22 protein-coding genes are annotated in these 25,104 nt (G+C 41.0%); 1 reads left to right on the top strand and 21 read right to left on the bottom strand.

Annotated features, from left to right (window positions below; translation table 11 throughout):
* The 20 genes from ACLCDL_RS08855 to ACLCDL_RS08760 all read right to left on the bottom strand — a co-directional run bounded on the left by ACLCDL_RS08855 (position 1) and on the right by ACLCDL_RS08760 (position 22,994).
* Positions 1–882 carry an AAA family ATPase gene (locus tag ACLCDL_RS08855; RefSeq protein WP_423147927.1) on the bottom strand — a complete coding sequence of 294 codons (882 nt, stop codon included), beginning with the start codon at positions 880–882 and terminating at the stop codon, positions 1–3.
* Positions 883–885: 3 nt separating this feature from the next.
* Positions 886–1,392 carry an HORMA-1 domain-containing protein gene (locus ACLCDL_RS08850; RefSeq protein WP_423147926.1) on the bottom strand — a complete coding sequence of 169 codons (507 nt, stop codon included), beginning with the start codon at positions 1,390–1,392 and terminating at the stop codon, positions 886–888.
* Positions 1,392–2,369: a CBASS oligonucleotide cyclase gene (locus ACLCDL_RS08845; RefSeq protein ID WP_423147925.1), complete on the bottom strand. Its 978-nt coding sequence runs from the start codon at positions 2,367–2,369 to the stop codon at positions 1,392–1,394. The genes ACLCDL_RS08850 and ACLCDL_RS08845 overlap by 1 nt, the downstream gene beginning before the upstream one ends.
* A 267-nt stretch (positions 2,370–2,636) precedes the next feature.
* Positions 2,637–3,938 carry a DGQHR domain-containing protein gene (locus tag ACLCDL_RS08840; RefSeq protein ID WP_423147924.1) on the bottom strand — a complete coding sequence of 434 codons (1,302 nt, stop codon included), beginning with the start codon at positions 3,936–3,938 and terminating at the stop codon, positions 2,637–2,639.
* A gap of 206 nt (positions 3,939–4,144) precedes the next feature.
* A complete protein-coding gene (locus ACLCDL_RS08835) occupies positions 4,145–6,454 on the bottom strand; it encodes a GmrSD restriction endonuclease domain-containing protein (RefSeq protein WP_423147923.1) in 2,310 nt (769 codons plus the stop codon).
* Between the two features lie 28 nt (positions 6,455–6,482).
* Positions 6,483–6,905: a nucleoside 2-deoxyribosyltransferase domain-containing protein gene (locus tag ACLCDL_RS08830; RefSeq protein WP_423147922.1), complete on the bottom strand. Its 423-nt coding sequence runs from the start codon at positions 6,903–6,905 to the stop codon at positions 6,483–6,485.
* Complete coding sequence (locus tag ACLCDL_RS08825; RefSeq protein WP_423147921.1) at positions 6,889–7,584, bottom strand: hypothetical protein; 696 nt, start codon at positions 7,582–7,584, stop codon at positions 6,889–6,891. The genes ACLCDL_RS08830 and ACLCDL_RS08825 overlap by 17 nt, the downstream gene beginning before the upstream one ends.
* 12 nt (positions 7,585–7,596) lie before the next feature.
* Positions 7,597–8,700, bottom strand: coding sequence for a phosphoadenosine phosphosulfate reductase domain-containing protein (locus ACLCDL_RS08820; RefSeq protein WP_423147920.1), 1,104 nt, complete (start codon positions 8,698–8,700; stop codon positions 7,597–7,599).
* Complete coding sequence (locus tag ACLCDL_RS08815) at positions 8,693–11,914, bottom strand: hypothetical protein (protein WP_423147919.1); 3,222 nt, start codon at positions 11,912–11,914, stop codon at positions 8,693–8,695. Before ACLCDL_RS08815 ends, ACLCDL_RS08820 begins: the two co-directional genes overlap by 8 nt.
* Positions 11,911–12,780, bottom strand: coding sequence for a DUF4007 family protein (locus ACLCDL_RS08810; RefSeq protein ID WP_423147918.1), 870 nt, complete (start codon positions 12,778–12,780; stop codon positions 11,911–11,913). The genes ACLCDL_RS08815 and ACLCDL_RS08810 overlap by 4 nt, the downstream gene beginning before the upstream one ends.
* Before the next feature lie 208 nt (positions 12,781–12,988).
* A complete protein-coding gene (locus ACLCDL_RS08805; protein ID WP_423147917.1) occupies positions 12,989–13,906 on the bottom strand; it encodes a tetratricopeptide repeat protein in 918 nt (305 codons plus the stop codon).
* Complete coding sequence (locus ACLCDL_RS08800; protein ID WP_423147916.1) at positions 13,894–14,472, bottom strand: toxin-antitoxin system YwqK family antitoxin; 579 nt, start codon at positions 14,470–14,472, stop codon at positions 13,894–13,896. The genes ACLCDL_RS08805 and ACLCDL_RS08800 overlap by 13 nt, the downstream gene beginning before the upstream one ends.
* A gap of 4 nt (positions 14,473–14,476) precedes the next feature.
* Complete coding sequence (locus ACLCDL_RS08795; protein WP_423147915.1) at positions 14,477–14,971, bottom strand: hypothetical protein; 495 nt, start codon at positions 14,969–14,971, stop codon at positions 14,477–14,479.
* Positions 14,972–14,976: 5 nt separating this feature from the next.
* On the bottom strand, positions 14,977–15,915 hold the full coding sequence (locus ACLCDL_RS08790; RefSeq protein WP_423147914.1) for a fibronectin type III domain-containing protein: 939 nt from the start codon (positions 15,913–15,915) through the stop codon (positions 14,977–14,979).
* Positions 15,916–15,922: 7 nt separating this feature from the next.
* Entirely contained in the window at positions 15,923–16,459 is a 537-nt protein-coding gene (locus ACLCDL_RS08785; protein ID WP_423147913.1) for a hypothetical protein, read from the bottom strand.
* Complete coding sequence (locus ACLCDL_RS08780) at positions 16,459–17,688, bottom strand: hypothetical protein (protein WP_423147912.1); 1,230 nt, start codon at positions 17,686–17,688, stop codon at positions 16,459–16,461. Before ACLCDL_RS08780 ends, ACLCDL_RS08785 begins: the two co-directional genes overlap by 1 nt.
* A 1-nt stretch (position 17,689) precedes the next feature.
* The gene (locus ACLCDL_RS08775) at positions 17,690–19,651 is read right to left on the bottom strand and encodes a type II secretion system protein GspD (protein WP_423147911.1); all 1,962 of its coding nucleotides are present in this window, start codon (positions 19,649–19,651) and stop codon (positions 17,690–17,692) included.
* Positions 19,651–21,087, bottom strand: a complete 1,437-nt coding sequence (locus ACLCDL_RS08770; protein WP_423147910.1) for a GspE/PulE family protein — start codon at positions 21,085–21,087, stop codon at positions 19,651–19,653. Before ACLCDL_RS08770 ends, ACLCDL_RS08775 begins: the two co-directional genes overlap by 1 nt.
* Positions 21,088–21,598: 511 nt before the next feature.
* Positions 21,599–22,015: a type IV pilin protein gene (locus ACLCDL_RS08765; RefSeq protein WP_423147909.1), complete on the bottom strand. Its 417-nt coding sequence runs from the start codon at positions 22,013–22,015 to the stop codon at positions 21,599–21,601.
* Positions 22,016–22,058: 43 nt separating this feature from the next.
* A complete protein-coding gene (locus ACLCDL_RS08760) occupies positions 22,059–22,994 on the bottom strand; it encodes a hypothetical protein (RefSeq protein ID WP_423147908.1) in 936 nt (311 codons plus the stop codon).
* A 380-nt stretch (positions 22,995–23,374) separates the two neighbouring features.
* Here ACLCDL_RS08760 and ACLCDL_RS08755 point away from each other — a divergent pair, with 380 nt between their 5' ends.
* Positions 23,375–23,710, top strand: a complete 336-nt coding sequence (locus ACLCDL_RS08755) for a helix-turn-helix domain-containing protein (protein WP_423147907.1) — start codon at positions 23,375–23,377, stop codon at positions 23,708–23,710.
* Between the two features lie 469 nt (positions 23,711–24,179).
* Here the strand turns inward: ACLCDL_RS08755 and ACLCDL_RS08750 are convergent.
* On the bottom strand, positions 24,180–25,104 hold a 925-nt coding region (locus tag ACLCDL_RS08750), incomplete at its 5' end, for an RHS repeat-associated core domain-containing protein (protein ID WP_423147906.1).

Raw genomic sequence — 25,104 nt, 5'->3', positions numbered from 1 at the left:
TTATTTGATCCGGGGGCTAGGTTTAACATCGTTGATCACCTCTTTTAACACGGCAAAGGTCAGCGGGCGTTCGGGGTAACAACGGGCTATAGCTTCGGGTTGTATTTTAAGGCGAAGGTCTGAGAAGGAATGCCCTAAACCGTCGTTGGCGTCGGGGCCAGTTAATGCAGCTAATTCCGCTAGCTGGTCCTCGGTCAGGTTCAGGCCTTCAAGATCCTGGGCAAACAATTTCTGGCGCTCTTCGCTGTCAGGACGCTCAAATTCCAGCACGATGGCAGCACGGCGGACAATAGCCTCATCTAAAAAGTGCAGGCGGTTGGTGGACATGAATACCACAGCGCGGCCGCCAAGCTCACGGATCTCATCGATCTTTTGGATAAGCGTGTTGACAGCAGCTTTCTCCTCTTGGTGCATTTGGCCAGTAGACCGGGTCGTGGCGATAGCGTCGGCTTCATCGATGAGCAAAAAGGCAAGCTTTTTCTTTCCAGCCAGGTTTCTGAGCTCTTGGAAGGCATTGTTAACAAGGTTGCCCATTTCTCCGTGCAGGCCTTCTCCACGTACACGCGTGCTGAGTTTGAGGAAATGTGCTTCCTTTTTTAGTTCACGGGTCATCGTGTCCGCAATGGCTTGTGCGGTAACGGTCTTACCCGTACCTGCATCGCCTGCGAGGATAATGAGCGGGTATTTGTCGGTCAGGTGGGTTACCGCTGGTAAAAGGCAATCATGATGTAACTCGCTCCAGGTGGCTAAGCCTTCCTGGTCTAAAAGCAGCTTGAGGTTCGTATAAATTCTTTTAAATTTTTTATCGAAGCCGATAAGGCTGCTGCTTTGCTGCTTGACCTGTTGATCGGGCAGTTCTTTGGTATGATCGAAAATTGACATGGCTTATCTAAAATTTGTTTTTTGAAGTTCATAACCGTTGCTGCCATATAATTGGCCACTTTGTTTGGAGAGATTACTGTAACGGGTATCGATATCGCTCGCTCCCCAGTTCACCCATAATCGTTCGAGCTGAAAGTTTTGTTGACCTGTTGCACCGAGCAAGGCCCATTTGGTGGTGTATTGGGTGATCACCACCAGATATGTATCAGGGAAATTTTCCCAATCGTTACCGCCTGGACGTTCGCTACTGATCGTCTTACCTTCCTCATTGACCGTATAACGCGCGGCGCGAACAGCACTGCCGTTATTGCACATGAGTGTAATATCTACCGCTTGCAAATACTTTTCTTCGGCGAGGGCTAAAATGTCGTGAACAACGTTCTCGGCATAATCAAGCGTCCACTTACCGGTACGACGGGCGATCATTCGAAGATCAGCCTCAAAACCTTCAAATGTTTTTCGGATATCTGTTACGGTATAGGTCCGTGTGTTCGTGATGGTTTGTGACATTATTGATCCTCCACCGTAATGTTAAAACTTGGACCAAAAACTGTTTTCCATTCATCGATGGTCGCTCCTTGGGTGTTTATGCTCTGCGCATAATTCAACGCTTCAAAGGCTTCATTGGCTTCCTGTCTGACGTTTTGCCAACTACTCTCGTCCAGCTTCTTTGCGGCATTATTGTCGTTATTAGTGGGATCGGCAACAAACACAGGTGTGCCAAAAGCAGGAATTTGGTTGATCGCTCCCTTAAAGTTGATCACGGGGAAATTAGAGCCACTGACCACTCTAAAGAAGCGGATGATCGCCTCTTCGATATTGGTCTCAATGCCTTCTTGCAGGTCAAGGTGAGCAACGATCAACTCGATCGTAAACGAGGATAGCTCAGGTTTGAGCTCTTTAAAGTTACGCCACCACTTGAGGCAGCGCACAATAGCATTATAGGAGTGGTTGGCGCTGTAGCGTGCGCAAGCAAAGGCCAATTGCCCGCTAACACTGGTAATATATTTACCTCCGCCGCCCCGCTGTGGTTGCAGTTCATAACTGGCAGGTTTGTCTAGTGGTACTACCGGTACGATATCAACCTCTAGGCCAGAGCCAATAAATTTAATCTTAATGGACTTGGTATTTCCCTCCACGTCCACATCACGTTCGATATCCTTAGTGGGATAGATCGCTGTAAGATACTCGTACACGAAGTCATGGAGCTTTTTAAGGTCCTTTGCAAGGTTCTCATCTCCTTCCACATACAATACCAGATCGATATCGACAGGGTGATCCCCCGTGCGGCGCAGGATGGTGTGTTTCTTCCATGATCCGGCAATAATAAATTTAGTTACCCGGATGGCGTTCCGCTCATCCTCTTTCATTTTTTTCTCCAGCTTTTCTTTCAGATGTGTCAGCTGGTCACGGTACTTGCCCATGTTCGCTCGCTTAAGTTTGATGCGGCGGACAAAGCGCTTAAGTTCGGTGTTCGTAAGTTGCATACGTTCTCCTCCTGGTACAGATGCCTGTACCAATCAATTGTTGATGGTAAAACTCCATTTGCTCGGCAGGAAATCTCCGGTAACAGGAAGAGAAGTATGAAATGAGTAAGCCTACAAAATTTGATTTTTCAAAATTTTTGTATGTTTACTGCGTTATTAACACAACAATGTCGTCATACAAGCATGTCGGGATCATATCCCCCTGTTTAACTTGACACACTTAACAACCTGAAAGGGGTCGGATCTAATCGGGTTGTTTCTTTTTCTTTATAATGCCAATTCTGGCAGTTCTAATACTTTCTGGTCTGTCTGTAGATTATCTATATCGATACCGTTAACAATATTGTAATTGTATTTTATCTCTTTAATCTCCGATTTTTTCATCTTATCGCCAACGAGCAAATAGGCCGTAAGCTGTTTAGCCCGCTCACGCGCATCAGGGCTGGCTATGATAGACTTGTTCAAATTGATAATCACATTGGTCCAGTGGCTATCATTCATACTCCAAGTACGTTTGTTAGCACGTTCGATCACCGTGCTTAGATGAAGTCCTGAACGTAGGATGGCATCAACCAGGCCATCCACGAACGCGATCTGCCCTGCTGGTTTAAATAACAGTGAATACGGTGAACCTTCCAAACGCATGTTCGGTATATTAGCGGGTTTAGCACCATCAACAACTTGTTTGAAGGGGATGAATTGTTCAAATAGCTCATTCCAGAAATCGACCACGATACCGGTAGCTTCATCTAGTTCTTCGTCAGAGGGTCGGTTGATCGTCTCTTTTTCAGTGAAGTTTTCAAAACAGCTATTTAACTTTAAAATGATCTCGGTTATTTCATACAGCGCGCTTAAGGTGGTGATACTTTTACTGCGGGGAGCAAGCGTATTGTGTTTCCAGGTCACCAAACCCTCCTCGTTCATTTTAACGCCTGAATAGAATGGGCCGATAGGTTGATATACCAATCTTCTGGTCACTATGGCGATACCATCATCCTCGCTAGTAAGGATATTGTCACCACGGCTTGTTGATTTTGCATATCGGTTCACCTTGTTAAAAATGCGTCGGGTCTTCTCGTCAGACTCGTGCTTGATGAAGATCACGCTGACCTCGTCCGTGGCGACCTGACTACTTTCACTGCCTTCGACCTCTCCTTGCATCACACTTTTTAAACCGTACCAACGGTGTTGACCATCCAACACTAATAGCTTTCCACCATCGATGGTGATAAAACCGATATCTTCTGCTTGACTTTTATAGGCGCGCGGCAAATTGAACTTAAAATCTTTGATAAGGCTTTCAAAAATGAGTTCACCTTCGTAAACCAAGACGATAATAGAACCAAAAAAACGGTCTTTTGACTTGGCTAGGTAAGGTGCTATCTGATCTTTTACGCGTTTGAGGTTCGCGTCGCGCTGCATGCGTTCGTGTGGAGGAAGATCTCTCCACCATTCATGATAGTCTTGAGCTGGGCTAACTCCCTGGAGTAACTCGCGGACCACCATCTTGGAAAGGTAGTACTCCGTGGTTCCCATTTGCCCTCTTAATGCTGGTGATACAATGGCCATACTTTATAATTTTGTTTTTGAACACTTCGATCTTTAACTAATATGTTTTTCGAAAACAAATATTCGAATCATTTTTTTAATATCCAAATGTTTTTGCAAAACATTTTTAATTTTATCTTCTGTTTAAGAAAACTACCTATTATACCAAGCCAAAAACAAAGCCCAGTGAACAAGTTTCACTGGGCTTTGTTTTGAGAGTTAATTATTTAAAATATCCAGGGTGCGATCCTGTCCCATAATAATTCCAAGATCTTTTTGGCACGTTTTTGAACGATCTCAGCATTCCATTCTGCATCTTCATAGGTTAAAATGTGTGCAATATGGGAGGAATAGTTAGAACCTTGCAACATCTTAACGGTATTTTCAGCTAACTCGATCCCTGCTGCTTTGGCTTTATTGGCCAGTTCAACCAGCTTGTCAATATCCTGTTCGCTGAGGTGCTTGTAATAAAGTACCTTTTCTTTCCAGCCTCTGTTACTAGCGCTGATATTTACACCATTAGGTAGCAGAGTAAGGTTGCCTACAGAGTGGTACAGTTTATCCAGGCCATACAAGCTGGTACTCCAATCGCCTTCTGAACGTTCAGGTGCGATATGTTCTATCGTTTGAAAATCAGGGTTTTTCCATTGCGATAACCGAAGGAAAGGTGCTGAATGCGGGGTCGCTGCTTTCATCACCCCCTTCTGGTCGGTATTCGGAATAGTATCGTGTGCGGCGTTATAAAGCGCGAACTTCACAATGGTGGTGGAGTTATCATACCTGCAAAATGGCAATGCTTTGGCAAGCCAGCTATTTCTGTCCGTGATCTCTCGTCCGGCTAAGACCTGTTGTAAATACGTTTTAAGTTCTGATAAATTAAAATCCCTGCTTTCGATCCATTGGTGGGGCTCAAGGCCTTGCTTGGAACCTTTAAAGAAGGTGCGGTAGGCATCGTCCAGGCCGCCGTTACCATAGGCTGATCTCCAAAGGATGTAAAAGGCTGATATCGCTTTGACAGCATTGCTGAAATTCGCGACCGACTCTTCTTTTCCTTCTACCATATTGCTGTAAAAGCTGGCCAGCATGGTAATGGACATCTTATGGTTACTTTCTTTTAGGAAAAGAATTAATAATGATACCAGGTCGGCGTCAGATGTACCGATCAATGAGCGGATCGGCATATCGCCGTCTGCTCGGTAGTTGTTCCAGATCTCATCGTAAAATTCGGAGTAGTTGCCAAAAAATTTAATGAAGTCCCGTTTGGCATCTGAGCCAGCCAAGCGTTTCTGATAAATTTTCTCTAGCCACTTCCTTTGCGAACTGAAGTGAGTCGCTAACTTGTGCCCCTCGATAGGTAAGGCAAAAGAGGTCAGCAGCTCGTTTGTGAGCTTACTCTTTTGGGCGGCACTTTTCATGTCCTCGAAGGCACGTTCGATCTTGTTAAAATATTTGTTCTCTATCGAGTTCTTAAATTCACCTCCATCAAGATTGGCAGTATTGACAACCAAGGGCTTAAAGGTCTCAATAGCAGTTAATGGGGTACCTGTAGCATTGAGGGATTGAAACATATCAAACGCCCAATCATCATTGACCGGCTGTATGATCGTGAAGCAGCAGCGATCTAACAGGTAGTGGCAGACCGCCAGGATCTGTATCATGGCGGTGAGTTGATAACTGAACGAATTTTTATCTTCGAATTCTTCGCTGTTGATCAGGCTGATCAAATGTGAACGGTCGTATTGCCAAATGTTCTCCTGATTGATATTGTTGATAATTTCCAACCCGCTGCAAAAGCCATTGTCAGTGATATGCGCTTCAAATACTACCCGGTTCAGCCAATTACTAGCTATGGTCAGATTTTTACCGGCATTACTTTCTTTGTCAAATTTGGGGTATTCTTTTCCACGTAAGAAATGGTCGATAAACTCGAACAAGTAGCGGGAAACAGTTGAGCGATAGCTCTCGTTCTGTGTTTCAGACATGATCCATTTATCGACACTACCGCGGATGATCTTGGGTTTTAAGGTCGGCGTACCTCGTTTGAGGTCCACAGCGAATACATCCTTCAGCTTATCTTTCCAGAACTGGGTGATCTCGTTAATGTTATTGATTAATTCTTCACGGTCTTCTTCGCTGAATTTTTTTAGGGACTTCAATAACCGTTCCTTGCTGATATCGATATGCTTGAAAAGCAATGCAGATAATAACGATATGGTAGATAAGCGCTGCTGTCCGTCAATAACTTTTTCAATAGAAGAAGGCAAGGCACGTGTATCTTGTGGCTGCACTTTATTTTTATCCGCTTCAGTGACCGTGATGATCGTACCAAGAAAACGGATCTCGTTCTCATCGCTGTCATCATCTTCGATCACATTTTCGATCCCTTTAGCGATATCTTCGAGTAGTTGTCCGATGTTGTCGAAGTCCCAGCTGTACTCACGCTGGTATAACGGTATGTAGAAGCCGACACCGGGGCGTTGGTAATATTCAAAAACGCTTCGATTCTCGGTATTAAAGGCATTATCAATTGTGATCATGTAAAGTGTTTGGATGTCGTAAGGTTAACTAATAGCGCGTCGAAAGATCATTTTGGTCAGCATGCGAAAATCGTTGTAATAGGGCTATTCCATCTGCAAGGTTGTTAAATACCATTGCTGAAGAATGCCGAACGATCTGAAAGTAGTTCTCGAATGAGGGATCTTTTTCTGAGCGTTCGTCAACCAAAATAATGGTCTTATTTAGGCCTAAAGCCAAACCTGCTTCAAATGCTAATCCATACCCAGAGGGGTTGGTCTTTTCCATGTAAGCGAATAAAATATTACATTCTTTTACGAAATGGATATCCCAAACGGTATAACTTCCTGGGTCGTTCAAGCCGTGTTCTCTTGGGTTAAAAAAAATGAAATCGTCACCGACTTGGTCGATAACGCTCTTTTGCCAATTGCTACGGAAACCTCCCGAGAGAAATACTTTAGGCTTGTGATGCATGTGATAATTGTTTGGATAAAAATATAGAAAATGGAAGACCTATGGCAATGGCGTAAAAACGATTACGTGTCTCGCGTAAGAAAAAGTAGCTAAGCAACAATAGTATGTACAGGGTCACCGTATGAGCGTCTGTCTTAATTGCAGGCGGGAAGGTGAACCAAATATGCATTAAGGAGCTTAAAAGACCGGTCACAGCGATAATGGCCGAAACATTAGCGATATGTCTGGATAATTCCGATCTAAACATGAAGGTATAGACCTTTTGATCGGCTTCAGGGGCTGTACTCATCGCCAGATTACGGGCCTCACGAACAGAACGGAGATTTACTTGACGATTGATCAAAGGTAAAAGGCGTGTTTCCATAATCGATACGGCATTAGCATAGGTGTCCCGGCCTTTAACTTCTGCTTCTTTCTTTTTCGTATAGGAGCGATCGCCTAACCATTTTTCTTTGATCTCGCTTAACCCGTAGATAACATATCCAAGGATGTAAGCTATAAAATAGATTCCTAAAGAGACTTCCTTATCGGACAGGCTAAGAAATTTGCTTTGATAAAAGTAATTAGCATCTATACAGATGGACAAGATGATCAGTAGATATAAACCGGGAACGAAGTAGCCGACGATATCCCAGATAAATTCTTTGAAAGATTCGGCAAATGATTTGACTCCTTCCATAATCTTAAACTATTAGATGAAACATGAGGCACAACCAACACCTTCTTCTTCATCAAGTATATCAAGTAAGAAGTTGGATTTCGTTTTAGTGCGCTCCTGTCTTTTCATGTATTCGGTTTTGATCTGCTTGATCCGGTCAGGTGCGATCAATTGCTCCAGACTTTCATTCTGCATCCAGGTATATCCATCCTTTTCATAGGTCATTGCCTTTTGAAAGAGCTCGGGATGCTGCTCATATAACCATACCCACTCGATCTTCTGTTGGTAAAAACAAAAGAAACAACCTGATCGGCTGCGGGCGTAGGAAGACGACCGATCTCCGACCGCAAAATCGATCTTCTTGTAATAGTTTGGTACACCTACACCGGACTCTTCGAGTATTTGAAAAATGCGATCACGGTTCAAGTTATCTTCATTGTCTAACAATGGGAAATAAGTGTTATCCAATGCCAAAGGATAATTGGTGGTCTTCAAAAAGCTATATATCAGGTGGTTGGTCTCTCGCACGCCGACATCTAATAACTGGTTGAGTTTATTGTGCATGTGGTAGGCCATACTTAATGGTTTGAGTAAGACCTGCTGCATCTTTTCGGCTGTCGCTCCGAAGCCTAGCGATGGAAGTGTGTCGATCAGTTTTTCCTGGATATTGTTGGCAAGGAACTTTTCAATAACGTCTTCACTCCAAATGTTACGGCGAAATGGAAAGATGGATTGGATGTTTGAACGACGGGAAATATATCCTTCACGGTCTTCATCTCCGCGAATACCAACATAAGATACTACCGGGTCAGTTCCAACATACTTTTCAAAGGGTTCCAATTTAAGTTTTTTGGTACACCAACGCGAATTTGATGAAGGCAAAAAACCGCCGTACATCTTTAAAAAATGATCAAATGGATCTTCATGGCTGTTTTCGGCGGCCTTGAGGATCTGTATGGACTTACCGAGGTAGATCTCCAGGTTTCGGATCAGTTGATAGGTTTCGTCTAATTCCTTTCCGGTATCGCTGGAATAATATTCGATATCCATTAGCGGATAAAGCGTCCTTAAATATATGGCCAGGGCGGCGCTGTCTTTACCGCCGGAAATGCCTAGTACGTGTCTTACTTTATTCATTGGCCAATAGTTTTTGAAGCAATGTAGTTAAAACGACCTTATTCAATTCCAAGTCATCGCTAAGATTAGATTCTAATGAAGAAACCAGTGGTTCTAACTGTATCGATGCCAGTTTCGGTAAACGAATGATGCTTTTAGAAGCGGACTTGCCAAACGTAGTCACTTGTATATTGTAAACCTCTTCTTTGGTTTCATCGATATCGATTACCGATAACTCTGTTAGGCCATCAAGGTCTTGTACCATGGCACGAATTTGATCATAGAGTAAAACCTCGTCGTCATCGTTGAGATTTTCCAAAGGTTTACCACTGAGCGCTTGACATACTGAACTAAGCCAAGGCCGTTTTTCATCCAGCTGGGAATCGATGCGTTGAACAAATGCCTTTTGTTTGGGTAGTAGTAGATGCCGCTTTAAATATTGGTAGCGTTTCTGCAGCTTAGCTTTTAGGTCTTCAAAGCTCAGCGTGCTCTCCTCAAAAAGTAATTCCTGGCGAATAAAACTTTCAAAGCGTTCAACCAAACCATCAAAACAAGTACGTATCTCCCTGATCGCCGCCTGCAAAGTGTCGCTGTAGGAAGGCAGGTTTTCGGGAAATTCATTCAATTCAGTGATATTGGTGCCTAATGCCATAGGAAAGGTATCAAAGAATGTTGCTTCTGGATCTTTAGACTTGGATATGGCATCTCTGATCGCTAAACCTTCTTTACTGAGCCGCTGGGTTTGTTTTGCGTAATCAGGCAAGGTGCGGTAGAAAACTAAAAAAGGTTTGATCGTTTCAATAAATGATACGTTGCCCAGCTTTTGCTTACTTTCTTGATCTAATATGATCCGGTAACTATTGAAGATATCCAGTTTGACACCGTCGATATCAAAGGCTTTGATCTCAAAATCTTTAGGTTTCTTCGCGATCAGCTCTAACGTTTCTTCGGATATATTGGGAATGAACGCACCATCTACATATAACGCAAAATCATCTCGTTTTAAAAATAAAAAAGAGGGTATCCAGAAATCTAAGAACCCCTGTTTTAATTTAAAAGGAGCGGCGCTTAGTTGTTCAGATAGACCTGTAAGAGGCTTGCGTGCGCCTTTGGTGCTATCGAGAAACTCGTTGCTTTGACGCCACAGGTGGTAAAAATTATCCGTAGGCTGAAGTGCAATTCCTTGATATTGGTCATCTCGGTAAGGTGCCAATCCGCTATCCTGTAGCAATGATTTAAAGATCATCTTCTCAGGCGGAAATTTGTGTGCAGGGATGCCGAGATCTGCTTTATCCCAATCATTGGCTAACGCTTTAAAATAGTTGCGTTTCGCGGTGTGTATGGCACTGGATATTTTATGTTTATTGACCAGTTCATTGCGAAAGACCGGGGCTTCTTTATAAACTTCTTTACAGATCTTGGTCAGTAACTTATTGAAGGCTTTTTTCGATCCTACTGTTTCGGTATTACCGTTCCAATACCATAATACTTCTCCTTCTCCTTTATAAAGATTATCTAAGATGTAATGGTTCAATAGCGCTTTTTCATGCGTAATTATGCTCTCCAATTCACGACGCGCGACCCGGTCATGCAAATTTTCGGAAAGTACTTTTTGGGTCTTTTCCAGATCATGCAGCAGGGTTTTAATGCGTTTTGTGTTTTGATAGGCTACGAAGACATTAGCACAATCATTTTTGGATAGCTCGGTTAGTAAGCTTTCATCAGGCTGTTCTTTAAAAATCAATTGAATATACCCATCGATCTCGCCCACGGGTTTGATCAAACGAGGATGCTCACTGATCTCATATTGAAAGTAGCGGCTGGTGCCGTTAAGATAGCTGAACTCTTTGGCCAAGGCAGGGCTGAATTCAAAGTATTTCTTTAAGACGGTCGGGATATCTGTGATCGCAGAAACGGTCGATTCGGCCTCCAGGAGTGCCAATTCTATATCGACCTCGGTCTCTTCCGTTAATACATAACGTTTACTATGTGCGCGGTAGCGGATGATCTTTTTGGCGACAAGGTCGCTGATCACGTTTTCCGCATCAGAAATTCCGAGCACTTGATTGGCATAAGCAGCCATGAATTGTTCATCCAATACTGCGCCAGTGGCCGAGAAGTTATTTAATAGGCCGATGCTTTTAACCAGTTTAAGGTAGTTATTGATCCCCAGGTCAAAACTACTTTCCACTTGTTCAATAGCAACTTTGATCGCCGACCAAGAAGCGGCATCGGGGTTGTATTTAGAGTTAAGGAAAGAGAAGAAATTATTGGTCAGGTAATCAAATACATGCGATAAGTTATAGAATGGCTCTTTTGATTGCTGAGCGAATCGAGACAAACTGGTATTATCGGTTGATTCCAGGAAAGAGAATAGGGACCTTTCATTTTGCCCGTATCGTTGTAGCGCTAGGGTCAGTACATTCGCTGAAAGCAGATCCAATGGGAAAAGTTTCTCCGTTATCTCCTTGGCATAAGTAGATTTGAAGGCTTTACTGCGTTCAAAGATCTCCAAAGCCGCTTTGACCTTCCGTTTCGGTGGTACAAACTCGGTCGCACGTGCGATATGTTCGGCTGCTAAAAATAGCAGTTGTTCTACCGGTTCGTTAAAGGTGACTTCTTTAAACCGGCCTTTTACTTTTGTCCATTCTTGACGGAGGCGTCTGTTTAAGTCGTAAGCATAGGTGTCAAAGCTTTGGTGTACAGATGTGATCAGTACTATGCGATGACGCGGGTCGTTGGCCAGTTCTGCTAGTTGCTGAATGAAATAAAGCTCTTTTTCGGGTTCATGTTGTGCCGCATACTCCAAAAACTTGCCGAACTCATCCAAGACGATCATTAAGGCCCCGTCTTTTTTGATGTTGCCATAAACGGACATGATCTCCGTAAGGGTATGCTCGACACGATTCTTGATCTGCGTAACGCCAAGGCGTTCAGCAAACACATCGATGATCGACTCATAACTGCCGACGATCTTTAAAAAAACGTTAGGGCGACCGGCGAACAGTTTTGTATCAAAGTGTTTTGCTTTGTTGGTCAACGTCTGTTCAAGCGCAAGCAAAAAAGAAGATTTGCCTGTGCCATAAGACCCAATGATATTAAAAGATCGAAGCCCGGCATCAATATCTGATTCCAACTGCTCGACGGTTTTAACGGCGTTGGGTGTAGCGATATAAGCAAAGGACTTGGTTTCGTCGCGCTCTATATTAATGGATGGTGTGAATTGTCCTTTCATAGCACAACGGGTTTAAGTACATTATAAATATCACTAGGGCGTTTTTTGACCTGAAACTCTTTGACGCCAGCATGGTCGTTAAAGGTGTAGTCATCGCCAAATTGCTCTTTTACCAGATCGATCAATTCTAAAATCGCATTTCTGCTAAGCGCAAAAATGTTACCGGGGCCGTTCTCGTCATTCTCTAAAGCTTGTAGGCTGACAGATGCGCCAAATTGTTCATTATCTAAAACAGCGTAAAGGAATACTGCCGGGCTTAAAGAAGAGCGATCGGAATTGACAATAAAATAGCTTCCTTTATGCTGTGATTTTAGCAATTGTAGATCGGCCAGCAAACCCAAAAATGAATCTTCGGTAAGTTTATTGTCTTCAGACTTATTGAGGTACATTTTTTTGAAAACGTCAAAATCGTCGCCTGCGGTCTTTGGATTGACTTGCTCTGATTTACGTAGGACAAAAGCCTGAAAATTCTCTTTGGTAAATTGCATTTTTTCTTTCCGGAATTCATTGAATACCAGCGAGTAAATAGAGGCAAAGTTATTTTTGACCAATTTATAATGTAATAGCCAAAGACTTTGATCATCTTCTAAATAAGGGTCAATGCCGGCTTCATTATCAAATAAAAAATGTGCGAATTCAGTTAACTGATCATTTGGTCCAAGCACGTCGAACGCTTTGAGCCAAAATTTGATTGCTGTGACCATGTTTTTTCCTACACCCAAAGTGACAACCGCATCCGCATCAGCGAATGCATGCCCTTCGCGAACAAAATCGTAGCCTTTCTTAAGCCAAAGGTGTCGGCAATGGAAGGTCTCGTGTCCAGACAGCGTGAGACGCATATTATCAGAAGTAGTTAGTGCTGCCATAAATAATTAAAAAAACAAAGTAAAAAAATACTAACTATATTAGCAAGTCGAATCTGTAAATATCAGCAAAGAATCTTGTATTTATACAGTTTTTCTTAATATAAAGATCGATAAGTATTCTGTTGATGACAACTATTCTTGATAACTAACTCAATGTTAATTTTTTATTTGAGCACGATAGCGCGAAATTAACTTACATATAGATTGATCAATTACGGTATTTCTTCATGAGCTCGGTCATATCCGTGATCCTTAACGCATCTATCCACATCTCTTCGGGGGTAATGCCTTGCCTTAAACCTACGGTGTTCATCCAGAACGCGAACCATTGAAATACTTTAGTTTTACCGTTGATATCCCGGCCGCCATTTAGCATGATACAATGAAAGCACAATTGTTCTATTATCCGCTCGGCCTCAGCCCCTTCACGCCATTCGTCAACGCCACCGGTGATATAACCGAGCCCTATGATCAATAGAAGGTAGTCTTTATTTGAACTATCGACTTTTAGCAGTTGATAAAGTTGGCCCATGGAGCGCCAAAGTAGATCCCTGAAAGGTGTACAGGATATCAACATGGTCAAATAAAGCAACTTTCCTTTCAAGGGATTAGGCATAGCGGCAACCGCTTGCTCAGCATTCATAGCAGAAATTAACCGAGTATAAATATCTGTTAATTGTTCACTGACATTTTCAAGTGCCACTTCAATCCGTTCTTCATTCAAAAGTGGGTTATTGAGTAATTCAGGCCGCTCGTAAACTACGTGCCCAATCTCTGATAGCGAATTACCGAGATACTCGTATTGTCGATTTCGATGAAAACCTTCAACCGTTAACAACAATAGTTTTAAGCCTTCATCTATTTTTCCGGTATGAATTAAACAAAATCCTAAATGGTGATAGCTACTTAGCAGGTTTGTTTCGTCATTACATTGTTGTTGGACCTTGATCGCCTTCTCATAATAGCCGATCGCTTGCTTAAGGTCGCCTGAAAATTCGTAAACTTTTCCTAACTCGCTTAATATAAGTGCCGTATTGCCAGGGGCAGTTACTTCGTCAATGTAATGTTCAGTGCCGCCAACCTCGTTACTATTGAGAGCTGTTGGCTTTTTTCCTAAAAGATCCAATGCAGCGGTGAGATGCTTTTTGGAAGTTTTAATTTAATTTTTTTAGGTTTATACGCTTTTCCATTGCGATAATATGACGAAGAGTCTTTTTCCGAATACACGGTAATTTTACCGTTTAACAAGTCATTCCGGTACTTACCTTTCTCTTTTAGTCTTCCTTCTGTATCATATAAACTATACTTCCCATTCTTTTTACCAGAATTCCAGCTATATCTGTCTTTCAAGTGGCCGCTTTCGTACCAGGATAGCCACTCCCCTTTTTTTAACCCTTTATTAAACTTTCCCTTTTCTTTTAAATTTTTATTCAGGTAATAATCAGTATAAGTACCATGAAGCAACTTACCGCTGTAACCCCCTTGTGTAATCGAAATATGATTGGCTGAATACCAGTAATAATGTTTCTCGGTATCTGATGAAAGCGTGCCTTTCATCGCTTTCACAAAGAAGGTCACCGAATGATCGGGATAGCTAATAGTAACTTTAGGTTCCACGAGTTTTTTATAAGACTGACAAAATGCAAAAGCATTAAAAAGAACAGCAGCAATAATGGTAAACAAGTATTTCATACAACTATTTCAAAACAATGTATTTCGTTTTTCCCTGATAGGAAATCTGAATTGAATCTTTCAGATTTCTGAGGAGTTTTACGCCCTCACTACGGTCTCCCTCGGAAAGCATTTTCTCCCTTTCATTAATTCGTACCAGGGCAACTCGCTTCTTTGTAGAAGGATTAATTATAAATCCCGTGTATTTAATAATATCCCAATTGATCGAAGGAGCTGTAACACTTACAGGTGCAGAAGTTGAAGGATTTATAACAGGCATAACAGTCAACGTATCTTTTGCTGTAGTTCCCAGAAAAGGATCACGGTAATTGAGCGCCAACTTAAAAGTATCCTGTTCATCGTAATTCTCCAGCGGTTCGGAAGCTAAAGAAACAGTCTCGCTAAGATGTTCAAGATTGTCATCATCCTTATTTGCAGCTAAAAAAATGCGATAAAATATTATTCCCCATATCGCGGCTACAGAAACAATGAGAATATAGGTTATCTTTTTGGATTTCATTGACTTTATTGAACAGTAAAGCTTCGAACCTCACTAAAAATCCCTTTATTTCCTGCTTCGTCAATAGCCCTTACCTTCCAGTATAACTTTTCGTTGGTCGTTCCTTCATTAAAAGAGAAACTGGTAGCAGTAAGCACTTTGGGGAATGTAGCGTTATATACAGACGAAGAATCACTTTTTAAAACGATCAATTCATACTTTCCTGCTCCGGCAACCGCCTCCCATTTTAAATTTACGGGTTTAGTAACTGATTCATTTGTCGTCGGAGAACTTAAAACTACTTTTTCAGGAGGCGTAGCGTCAAAGGTTAAACGATAAATTGCAGACCATCTTGATTTGAGCGAATCGTTCTCTGCTCTCACCCGCCACTGATGAACTTTTTCTTTACTTAACGGAACTTTAAATTCTGAATTAACCGTTGTCTGATCATACAAGAGCTTAGTCGTATCGGCAAAATTATTCGTATCTATCTGAAGACGATACTGAGTTGCTCCAAACAATTTATTCCACCGGTAAGTAATATCTGCTTCATTGGTGAGTAAATTATTAGAAGGGCTTATAACCTGCACATGTTGCTCTGCTATTGTTGAAGAAAAAATAGTTAAAGACCGGGTGGTATAGAGAGATTGACTGCTACCATTTTCCGCCCGTACCCGCCATTGGTATGTCCCTGGCTCAAGTGTAAATTGAAACTTATCTGTATTAAGAACTGTATCTGTCACTAAACTTACAATACTGTCAAACGAAGGACTCACGATCTGTAAGCGGTAAGAAGACGCATCTTCAACAGGCTCCCACCAAAAGGTCTGATTATAATTATTAGTTTGTACACTATCACCCGGCGCCAGTAATCTTACTTTTTTATCTTTTACTGATGACTCAATGAATTCTTTGCAGGAAGAAAATATTGACATCATTCCAATTAAAACTATTATTCTCTTCATACACTATTTACTTTACTATTGCTGTAAAGGCTGTTTTTAAAATAACCTCTTCTTTCTCTCCCTCATATCCCCTTTTCTTTTCCCTTTCAAAACTTACACTGGTAATCTTGCCTACCCGTGGTGTTTTTTCTAAAGAATCAAGCAAGGCTACCAAAGGCTTGAACTGGCCGAGGAACTGAATTTTTTGTTTTAACGCGTTGGAAGAGCTGTCTGAGGAAAGACTAATCTTGTCCGGTGAATAAATAACTGCGATGCCCCTGTTTGAAGCTACCGAGGACACATTCAACCAGAATTCATTTTTCCACTCCGCCGAATCAACCTGGTATCTTTTCAGAATAGTATTAATTGCAGACTTTTTTCTGTTTAGATATTCGGGATTGTATGACAAATCATTGCTCTCATCGTGCTGTCTGGTCAAGTTCCGATATTGTGCAACAACATCGACGGTTTTGCTGAACGCGAATATCCAGGAAAGAATTAGCAGAAGAGCCGCTGTTACCAACAATAATTTATTCTTTACATGATAAGATAAACCTTTCAGCATTAGTATTTAATTTTTATAGTAAACTCCTGACTTAATGCTTCCTGATCGCTATCTGTCGACGGGGAAAAGCTTGTAAGTAAAACTTCCTGTGCCCATTTCTTTTCTTTCAACATATAGATCCAGTTATTAACTGCCTGCATGTTATCTGTTCTGCCCCTTATTTCGATACTACCCATGTCGATGACTTCCCGTCGCTCACTGGTCGTTTTTACAGTATTCACAGGATTTATAGCTAATTGAACAAGGTTTACAGCAGAAGGAGTAGTTTGAGCAATCTGATCAGATAAAAACGCATACTTTATTCCCTTCTTCCAACCAAGGTCCTGAAGCTGCACTTCTTTGATCTCAATGTCTTCTTCTATACCTTTAAGAGTCTCTATGCTGGCTGAACTTTGGTTTACCCGCGATATCAATTCTTCATTTTTATTACTGTAGATACTGAAGATCAGAAAATTCATCAGCAGGAGAAAAAAGAAAGCGCCTAAAATCCCCGTAAGCCTCATTTTAAATTTCTTTTCTTCTTTAAATTCAGTCAAAGCAGAAACTGTAACATCACTTTCTACAGATACAGGAAGCAAGCGGTTAAATAGCGCCAACTGGAAAGCAGTAGCATAAGACAGGACAAAGGTTTCAGGAATAGTTTCAACATCAATTTTTAAAGGAAACGGCGATCGTAAATCCGGATTATAAGAATACTCCAGCCATTGATACTGTGTATCATAGTTGATTCGATGTCCGTCAAAAATGAACTGATCGTTGTAATTGTTAAACTGATTCAGTACCTGCGAGACAACAAATGGGCCAAGACTGATAACTAAAACCTTCAAACCAACTTTCAATGCTTCTTCAAAAATCACATCTACCAGTTCTTTCCGGATGATAGAAAGAAAAGAATGATCACCGGAAATAAAGTTTTGTATATAAAAATTCTCAATAACCAGATTAGGAAAAACTTTACTGAGAGTTTCCTGGCTTATCACCTCAATCCGATCAGTTTTTTTTATCAGAATACCCTTACCCGTCAGCGTTACTGCTATTGCCTCTTTTCCCTGTACTTTTTTAAAAATCGTTTTTAAATCTCCTTCAAGCTCCGCTTTATCATCGATATGAAGGGCTGATTTATTGACAGAAACAGAGCACACCTTTGCTTTGTATTGATTCTCCCCCTGTATGTTCAGTTCAATTCCAGAACAGAAGGATAACCATTCATATGTACTCAGCCAGCTCATCTTAATAAATAATCGTCGGTTTGATGAACACTATCGTTACGACCTTATTATTCGATTTCTCCCGGCTGCTGAAAAGCCATTTTAAAACCGGAATACGAGACAAAATAGGAACGCCAGAGCCGGAATCGCTTTTTTCAGTACGCTCAAGTCCTCCGAGCACTATCATGTCTTCGTTCTTAGCCCGGATAATGGATTCGAATTTACTGGTTGAAGTTGGTGGCGGAACATTCATCGGTGGATTACCTATAAAATCAGAAATATCAATATCGATATTTAAGGTAACCTGGTCATCGCCGGAAACTATAGGTTTAATTTTTATAGCGAGATTAGCCTCTACGGGTGTATACTGCTCGGTTATGAGTGTCTGTGAACTTAATGAGGGAATGACATTCTGTGTACGTGTACTATAATACCGTTTGCTTCCGATACTTAAATTTGCCGTATGACCATTAAGAGTTGATAATTTAGGAACTGAGCGCACTTCCACGTTATTATTCTGCTCCAAAGCACTCAGTTTCACATAAAAATTAGGAGTTACTCTCCCGATATTAATAGAATTATTTCTACCCAAACGCGACAAAAAATCATTGATCGAACTGGCGGTAAAGGTATAATCAACACCTGGAAAAATACTTCCTCCTGCTTTTACCGTACTGTCGGCAACATTTGCACTAATTCCTGTTTTAACCGTCTTTCCTTTTCTTACATCCAGCAGAGTTACCTCTATTAATACCATCGGCACCAGTCGGTCTATCTGGTGTATGTAATTTTCAATTTCAGTTATCTGAGGAGAAGAACCGGACAGCAGCAGCGTATTCTGTTCTCTGAATTCCTTTATTTCCACTCCCTTTCTCCACTCTGTTGGAATCATCGCCTGAATGGTATCAATAGAACGGTATTGAAGCTGAATAACCTTATTCGTCCTTAATCCTTCCAGTCGTCGTTCCCCGATCAGATACACCCCATTGTCCTTTTTAAAAGTGTAATCGGATCCCTGGAAAAGCGAACTTAAAAAATCATCAAAACTGATATCATTTACACGTGTAGTAACATTTCCTTTTATATCCGAATAAAGAAAGTAATTCGCTTTCACTTCCTGTGAAGTAGCTTTAACAAGATCGAGAATAGCTGTATTGGAAGCATCCACACTAATAAGGCGATTGCCCAGAGAAGACGTTTTACTGTAAATACTGAAGTTCCCTCCTCCTGGCTGCGTATTCCCTGCTGAACCGGGACGGGAATTTCTCCGTACAGCAGTTGTTCTATCCTTATCAATAAAAAGCTCCTCGCCTTCTGTTAGTCCTTCAAAAACATACACATTATCCGTTGTCCGGGTTATTTTCAGATTATTGGCAAAAGCGAGTTTTTCTAAAGCCGTTTCAAACGGAGCTTCGGTAAAAAAAGCGGTCACGCGATTATTAAACAACGATGAAGGAACCACAACGTTCTTTTGTGACAGTTGGGATATCTTTCTTGCAACCAGGCCCAGGGTATCGTTGTTCAACTCCATGCTTAAAGTATTAGCGGCATTATTGTACCGCACGTTGATCTCTCTGCGGGGCACCTGTAGAATAGGCGGAGAAACTCGGGTAATGGACATAATGGAACCTGTCAGGTTTATATCCAGATCGAATTGCTTGGTTAGAAACAGCAATACATTTAAAGCGGTCTCGTTGGTAAAATTATTATAGATCTTAAAATCCAGGGCAGGATCAATATTGATATTGAGGTTATTGGCCTGTGCAAGCGCTCTTAAAAATTCTTGTGCCGAGGCTCCAGATACCGCTAATTGCACTTTTTGGTTTAAGCCTGGAACTGTCACTGCCAGGTTCCTCAGCCTTTCTTCTACCAGCCTATACCGTTCCTGAGAAGAAGTTTGTCCATATACTGAAATATGAAAAGAAAAAAACAGCAGACAAATCATTCCTGTTAAACTCCACTTTCTTATGTAAAAATCTTTCATCAATAGCTAAAAAGTAATGGGTAAATTTCTTCTAAGGAGGTTTGGCCTTCCGCAAACAAATCGAAAGCATTTTCTGCAAGTGTCCGGATTCCTCTCTCCTTCAGTAGAGAATCGATATACAAATTACCTTGCTTAATTTCAATGGCCAGTTCCTGGTCTATAGGAATAACTTCATATACCGCTTTCCGGCCTTTATACCCTGTGTAATAGCATTCCTGACAGCCTTTACTGATATAATGCTCGTGAACGCGATAAAATGGTTTAAAATGTTTAGGATACAAGTCGCGACTACAGCCGGTCTTTATTTTACAGGACGGACAGAGCAACCGTACCAAACGCTGAGCTACGCTCGTATTCAACGTATTTGCCACCAGAAAACCCGGAATTCCCATGTCCATTAAGCGGGATACAGTTCCCCATGCTGAATTTGTATGAATAGTTGATAAAACCAAGTGACCCGTTAAGGCAGCCCTGATAGCCATGTTTGCTGTTTCTTGGTCACGGATCTCTCCTACCATGATCACGTCAGGATCCTGTCGCAGAAAAGTTCGTAGTGCAGAAGCAAAACCAAGTCCGATACTTTCTTTCAACTGTACCTGGTTAATGCCCTCCAGCGTATACTCAATAGGGTCTTCAATCGTAAGTATGTTGCGGGTTTCTTTATTAAGATATTTTAAAGTACCGTATAAGGTGGTTGTCTTTCCCGAACCGGTAGGTCCGCTTATCAACAGCATGCCATTGGGCCGTTTCACTCCCTGCAGGTAATTTTCAAGATCGAAATCAGAAAATCCCAGTTGGGTGACTTCAATATTAGTAGCGTTATTGTTTAACAGACGAAGAACGACCTTTTCACCATGCAGGGTAGGCAAAACCGAAACACGAATATCGAATTGTTCTCCCTGTTCTTTGAAATTAACCCTGCCATCCTGTGGCAATCGCTTTTCGGCGATGTCAAGGTTAGCCATAATCTTAATCTTGTTGATCAACGAAGGATATTCGTCCTTTTGCAGCAGGTAACGCTCAATCATCATACCGTCGATTCGAACACGGACACGACATTTATGCTCATAGGTCTCTATGTGAATATCACTGCTTTTTAATGATTTCGCTTCCAGAACAAGTCTTGTCAGAAAATCAGTATTGTTCAAAGAAACAGTCGAAGAGGGAAGATCCGTTCGCTTATTCTCGTTGAAATAGTAGGTAGATAAAAGCCGGTTAATTTCAGACTGGGGAAGTTTCTCAAGACCGACCTGTTTACCTAATATTACTTCCAGCTCCAGATTTAAGGTACTTTCATCGGCATCCTCCTCACAGTAAAAAGTAGTAAGGTCTGTCTTTTCTTCCTTGGGAAGTATGCGATAATGCCATGCCTGTTCCCTGCTCAACAGATGAACAGCTTTACTTGAAATCGTTATTTCCTGCTCCCCCTCCATCATTGTAAGTAATTAAGTATCCATTGATCGTTTTGAAGATTTAATGAATTGTTGTTCCAATCCATAAGCAAAATCAAGGCAAAAAAAAGGGATTGGAGACCTGCAAGAGGGATCTTGAAAGTTCGTTGAGTATTTTGACTAAAAAACAGGATAGTTGCAAGCAGGACAAGCAAGAGACTTATAATATAAAACACCAGGAAATTTGCCGGTGAGAAATAAAAAGCAATTGTAAGCAGAAAAAGTACATCTCCGAGCCCCAGGTAACTATTAAGTAAGTTAATCCATTGCTTTTTCTTTATTGAAAAGTATCCTGTAAGAAGAATCAGTTGGATAAGAAGAAACAGTATATTAACAAAACTATTGGTAAGCACAATCGGAAAGTAATCTTGCTCCTTTGAAACAAGAAAAAGCAGGATCAGTAAAATTGGAAACACTATCCAATAAACTGCCCGGTGCTTCATATCCTGATAAAACAGGAACAGCAGGCAAATAATCACTCCTGTTTTCACAAGCATTAATCCGCAACTACTTCTTTCAGGTTCTTTTCCTGGTCAATCTCCCAAACATTGAAAGTGCCATTTCCGTTAAAATCGGCTACAGCTGTGGCACGTGCAATAAAAGTCGCAGGACCAGATTGTACAATTTCAATCCGATAATTTGCACGTCCATCCTTTCCATCTGTTGTCAGCTTTTCCTGGATAAAGCCAATCTCTTTCAAATCTGTAGAATATTTCGACTTTTCAAAGAAGTAATTCCGTTCAAGCGTATATACGTGTTCGAGTTGAACTTTGGCTTCCGTGCTTTTTGCTTTCGTTATTAATGGAAGGAGATTCGGCAGGGCCAGTAGTACCAGGATGCCAATAATAACCAATACGACAAGAATTTCTGTAAGCGTATAGGCTTTTACTTTTGTTTTGCAAAAAGATAACATAGTAATGAGAGCTGTGATCTAAAAAACTTTTTCAAAATAACATTTATTTTTCAGCGGAGCCAACTTTTTTTAATAGTACGTCAATTTGTTGTTGCTGAAGTTCTAACTTCTTGTTTTGTTCGATAAGATGCAGGGTAAGTTCTTCAATTTTTTCAAGGAGCTTTGCGTTCATTTCTCCCAGGTTTACGCCATTCTCTTCTACCTCTTTTGCCGACGGAATTTCCGGAAGATGGTTATTTAGTTTTATAAATTTTTCGAGATCGTTTAAGGGAAGTAAAAAGTAGTCTTTTTGAAAGACGTAGTCAGGAAAATTCGCAGTTTCTACTTTGATTTCTTTAGCACGTATCCTTCCGTTTACAGCTAATTTTGAGTAGCCATCATCTACTTTAGTTCCAATCAAAAGGTTACCTGCAGCCGACAATCTCATTCTTTCGGTAGAAGTACCATACCCTGCATAGGTTTGTTCTTTGGTGAAGAATCGATGATTCCCACCATTAGGTCCGGATGAATTATAATAAACATCTGTTCCCACTCTTCCTATACTATGACTTGAGCCCGCGGATGTTCCGAGAGTAAGGCCGCCTGTATTAAAAACAGGCATATTCTCAATTTGACCAACATACTGAAAATTCAATGCAAATAGAGTTTTTCCAGCAGTTCCAAAATATATTCTATCACTACTTTGGCCAGGGATTATATATATAGCTCCTCTGTTTGCATTTCTTATATCTGTATTTACTTCTATAGAGGCAAAGCTGGAGGCACTTACTCCCCCGTTACTATTACTTACTAATAATGCTCCATTTTTTGCCACGACATTTCCATCAGAAGAAATCCCTCCATTAGCATTTAAAATACTATTAAAAGTTTTTATCCCTGTTATAGTTTCATCGCCGCTCTTATGGACAATATCATCGGTTTGTGCAAAAGCGATATTTATACAGAATAAAATGGCAGAAAGAAGAAATATTTTTCTCATACTTTATAATATGCTGTGAAATATCAAAATTGAATATTTACACTGCAGTTAAACTGCAGTGAAGAAATTATTTTCAGAAATAATGGAACTTTTATTTTATTGAATGCGATTAAGATCGTTGTTAAAAGCAATGGCAGTAATTAAAGCACAAGGCTACTCATACTCTTCGCAAGCCCATAGATAACTTATGACAGTTTGAGATATAGGCCGATCTATATCCAAACATCTGGCTCGTTTGACAGAACCAGTTGTTTTGCTTTTTATCGAGTTACAAACTCTTTTCAATTTGACAATCCGTAGTCCCTTACCCTTATAGCCACGCTACAGACTACGGACAGTTAGTGTATATAAAGCTGCAATAACAGCGCTTTTAGATAAACATGATTAACATTGGAGAACGTATAACCCAGCTTAGAAAGGCCAAGAACTGGTCGCAGGATGATCTGGCTAAAGAGATTGAGGCTTCTCGTGTAATGATTGGCAAGTATGAAAGAGGCGACAATTTACCTTCTATCGAAGTGATTGTAAAGCTGGCCAAAGCCTTCGAAGTTTCTGTAGATTTTCTGCTGGGCGAAGGAATGAACGCTGCTTACGATAAGGAGACGGTCAAACGCCTGGACGAACTGGAAACGCTACCGGCTGAAGAAAAGCAGTGGGTTTTTCATTATATTGATCTTATCATCAGGGATTATAAAACCAAAAGGGCTTACGCCTAATAACACAAAAACGCCTGGCTCTACTCAAGAACCAGGCGTTTTACTTTACAATCGACACACGAGACACGCGTGAACCAGTTAGTTTTTTTTACTTTCGAAATAAACCACCAGTGATAGGACTAGACCTTTAATGAGTACCATAGCTGCGACCGTCAGAAATATGACCTTCCTATCCAATGTATCAAAACTTACTATATCGTAAAGAATAAAGTCGACAACATAAAGTAGTACCGCAACTAGTAAAAGGAACAAATACTTAATAGGCCTACTGTTGAACTTGTAATAAAAAAAGGTAGCAACTCCCAGTAGAGCTACCCATAAAAAAATCAGCAGTGGAACATTTGTCTGTTTATTAAAAAGTCTCACTACTACACTTAAGGCACCACCAATGGCATATAAAAACAGGTCATTGAGAAACCAATACAGAAGAAAATAAAGTACACTTGCGGAAACTAGTGTTACTAAAAATCTATTTTTTGTTTTCATCTGTTTTAACAAATCGTTTATTCCAATCTGCAATGGATATCACCGTATTCTTGCCATTCTCATTGACTGATATACCTTGAAAAACTCCATTTTTATCAACGTTGATTCTCACACCAACTTTCATTTGAACATCACCTTCATTTTCTAACGGCAAATCAGTAACTGGACCAGACTGTCTGTCTCCTGAGGTTGCAAAAGCACCCAGCATTACGCCATTTCCTTTACTATCATATACAATTGATTCTTGATTAGGGAAATCATCTCCACTGATCGTTCCTGATATATTAAGAATATGATTGCCTTTGACGTTGCCCTCTATGTTAGCCGTTAACTTGGTAAACTGATCTATATCCCATGAACCAACTTGAGCTTCATTTCTTCCTGCAGAATGAACGTCTATCTTATTACCCCTTGATCTATTCTCTTCCACAACTGTCGTAGACATTGCATCCTTAGAACCATCTACCGTGTGAGACCTTCTACTTGATCCTGTCGCTGTGGTAACTCTAGTTTCTGTATTATGTCTAATGGTTACGCTTGACCTAGACGAAGCATTCCTGCTAACAGAAGCTCCTCTACCGTCTCCATACCAATTGTTACCAGGGCCAAAGGTTTTAAAAGGAGCATAGCTTCTCGTTATAATTTCAATCGGATAAAGTCCGCCATAATCAATAAACCTGATAGGATTATTGAAGGCATAGGTGTAAGGCGAATATCCCCTCATCTTCTCCGCCAACGGATCCACCACATTCCACCTCGCAATCACCGGATCATAGAACCTTGCGCCGTAATCTAACTGCCCTAAATCCTCCTGAAACTCCTTCCCATTATACTTGTACTTGTTATCCGGAGTTGGGTTAATGTTTCCTGCTCCTGCTATCTCCCTGCCAAATCCATAATAATCATTT

Origin of the sequence: Rubrilithobacter danxiaensis, from assembly GCF_047272945.1 — a bacterium.
GTDB classification, from domain to species: Bacteria; Bacteroidota; Bacteroidia; order Sphingobacteriales; family Sphingobacteriaceae; genus Rubrolithibacter; species Rubrolithibacter danxiaensis.
This window is presented reverse-complemented; position numbering and strand designations above follow the sequence as displayed.

Coding starts and splice junctions, on each gene's coding strand:
- ACLCDL_RS08855 (WP_423147927.1), bottom strand. CDS start 882: ATGTCAATTTTCGATCATACCAAAGAACTGCCCGATCAACAGGTCAAG.
- ACLCDL_RS08850 (WP_423147926.1), bottom strand. CDS start 1,392: ATGTCACAAACCATCACGAACACACGGACCTATACCGTAACAGATATC.
- ACLCDL_RS08845 (WP_423147925.1), bottom strand. CDS start 2,369: ATGCAACTTACGAACACCGAACTTAAGCGCTTTGTCCGCCGCATCAAA.
- ACLCDL_RS08840 (WP_423147924.1), bottom strand. CDS start 3,938: ATGGCCATTGTATCACCAGCATTAAGAGGGCAAATGGGAACCACGGAG.
- ACLCDL_RS08835 (WP_423147923.1), bottom strand. CDS start 6,454: ATGATCACAATTGATAATGCCTTTAATACCGAGAATCGAAGCGTTTTT.
- ACLCDL_RS08830 (WP_423147922.1), bottom strand. CDS start 6,905: ATGCATCACAAGCCTAAAGTATTTCTCTCGGGAGGTTTCCGTAGCAAT.
- ACLCDL_RS08825 (WP_423147921.1), bottom strand. CDS start 7,584: ATGGAAGGAGTCAAATCATTTGCCGAATCTTTCAAAGAATTTATCTGG.
- ACLCDL_RS08820 (WP_423147920.1), bottom strand. CDS start 8,700: ATGAATAAAGTAAGACACGTACTAGGCATTTCCGGCGGTAAAGACAGC.
- ACLCDL_RS08815 (WP_423147919.1), bottom strand. CDS start 11,914: ATGAAAGGACAATTCACACCATCCATTAATATAGAGCGCGACGAAACC.
- ACLCDL_RS08810 (WP_423147918.1), bottom strand. CDS start 12,780: ATGGCAGCACTAACTACTTCTGATAATATGCGTCTCACGCTGTCTGGA.
- ACLCDL_RS08800 (WP_423147916.1), bottom strand. CDS start 14,472: ATGAAATACTTGTTTACCATTATTGCTGCTGTTCTTTTTAATGCTTTT.
- ACLCDL_RS08795 (WP_423147915.1), bottom strand. CDS start 14,971: ATGAAATCCAAAAAGATAACCTATATTCTCATTGTTTCTGTAGCCGCG.
- ACLCDL_RS08790 (WP_423147914.1), bottom strand. CDS start 15,915: ATGAAGAGAATAATAGTTTTAATTGGAATGATGTCAATATTTTCTTCC.
- ACLCDL_RS08785 (WP_423147913.1), bottom strand. CDS start 16,459: ATGCTGAAAGGTTTATCTTATCATGTAAAGAATAAATTATTGTTGGTA.
- ACLCDL_RS08780 (WP_423147912.1), bottom strand. CDS start 17,688: ATGAGCTGGCTGAGTACATATGAATGGTTATCCTTCTGTTCTGGAATT.
- ACLCDL_RS08775 (WP_423147911.1), bottom strand. CDS start 19,651: ATGAAAGATTTTTACATAAGAAAGTGGAGTTTAACAGGAATGATTTGT.
- ACLCDL_RS08770 (WP_423147910.1), bottom strand. CDS start 21,087: ATGATGGAGGGGGAGCAGGAAATAACGATTTCAAGTAAAGCTGTTCAT.
- ACLCDL_RS08765 (WP_423147909.1), bottom strand. CDS start 22,015: ATGTTATCTTTTTGCAAAACAAAAGTAAAAGCCTATACGCTTACAGAA.
- ACLCDL_RS08760 (WP_423147908.1), bottom strand. CDS start 22,994: ATGAGAAAAATATTTCTTCTTTCTGCCATTTTATTCTGTATAAATATC.
- ACLCDL_RS08755 (WP_423147907.1), top strand. CDS start 23,375: ATGATTAACATTGGAGAACGTATAACCCAGCTTAGAAAGGCCAAGAAC.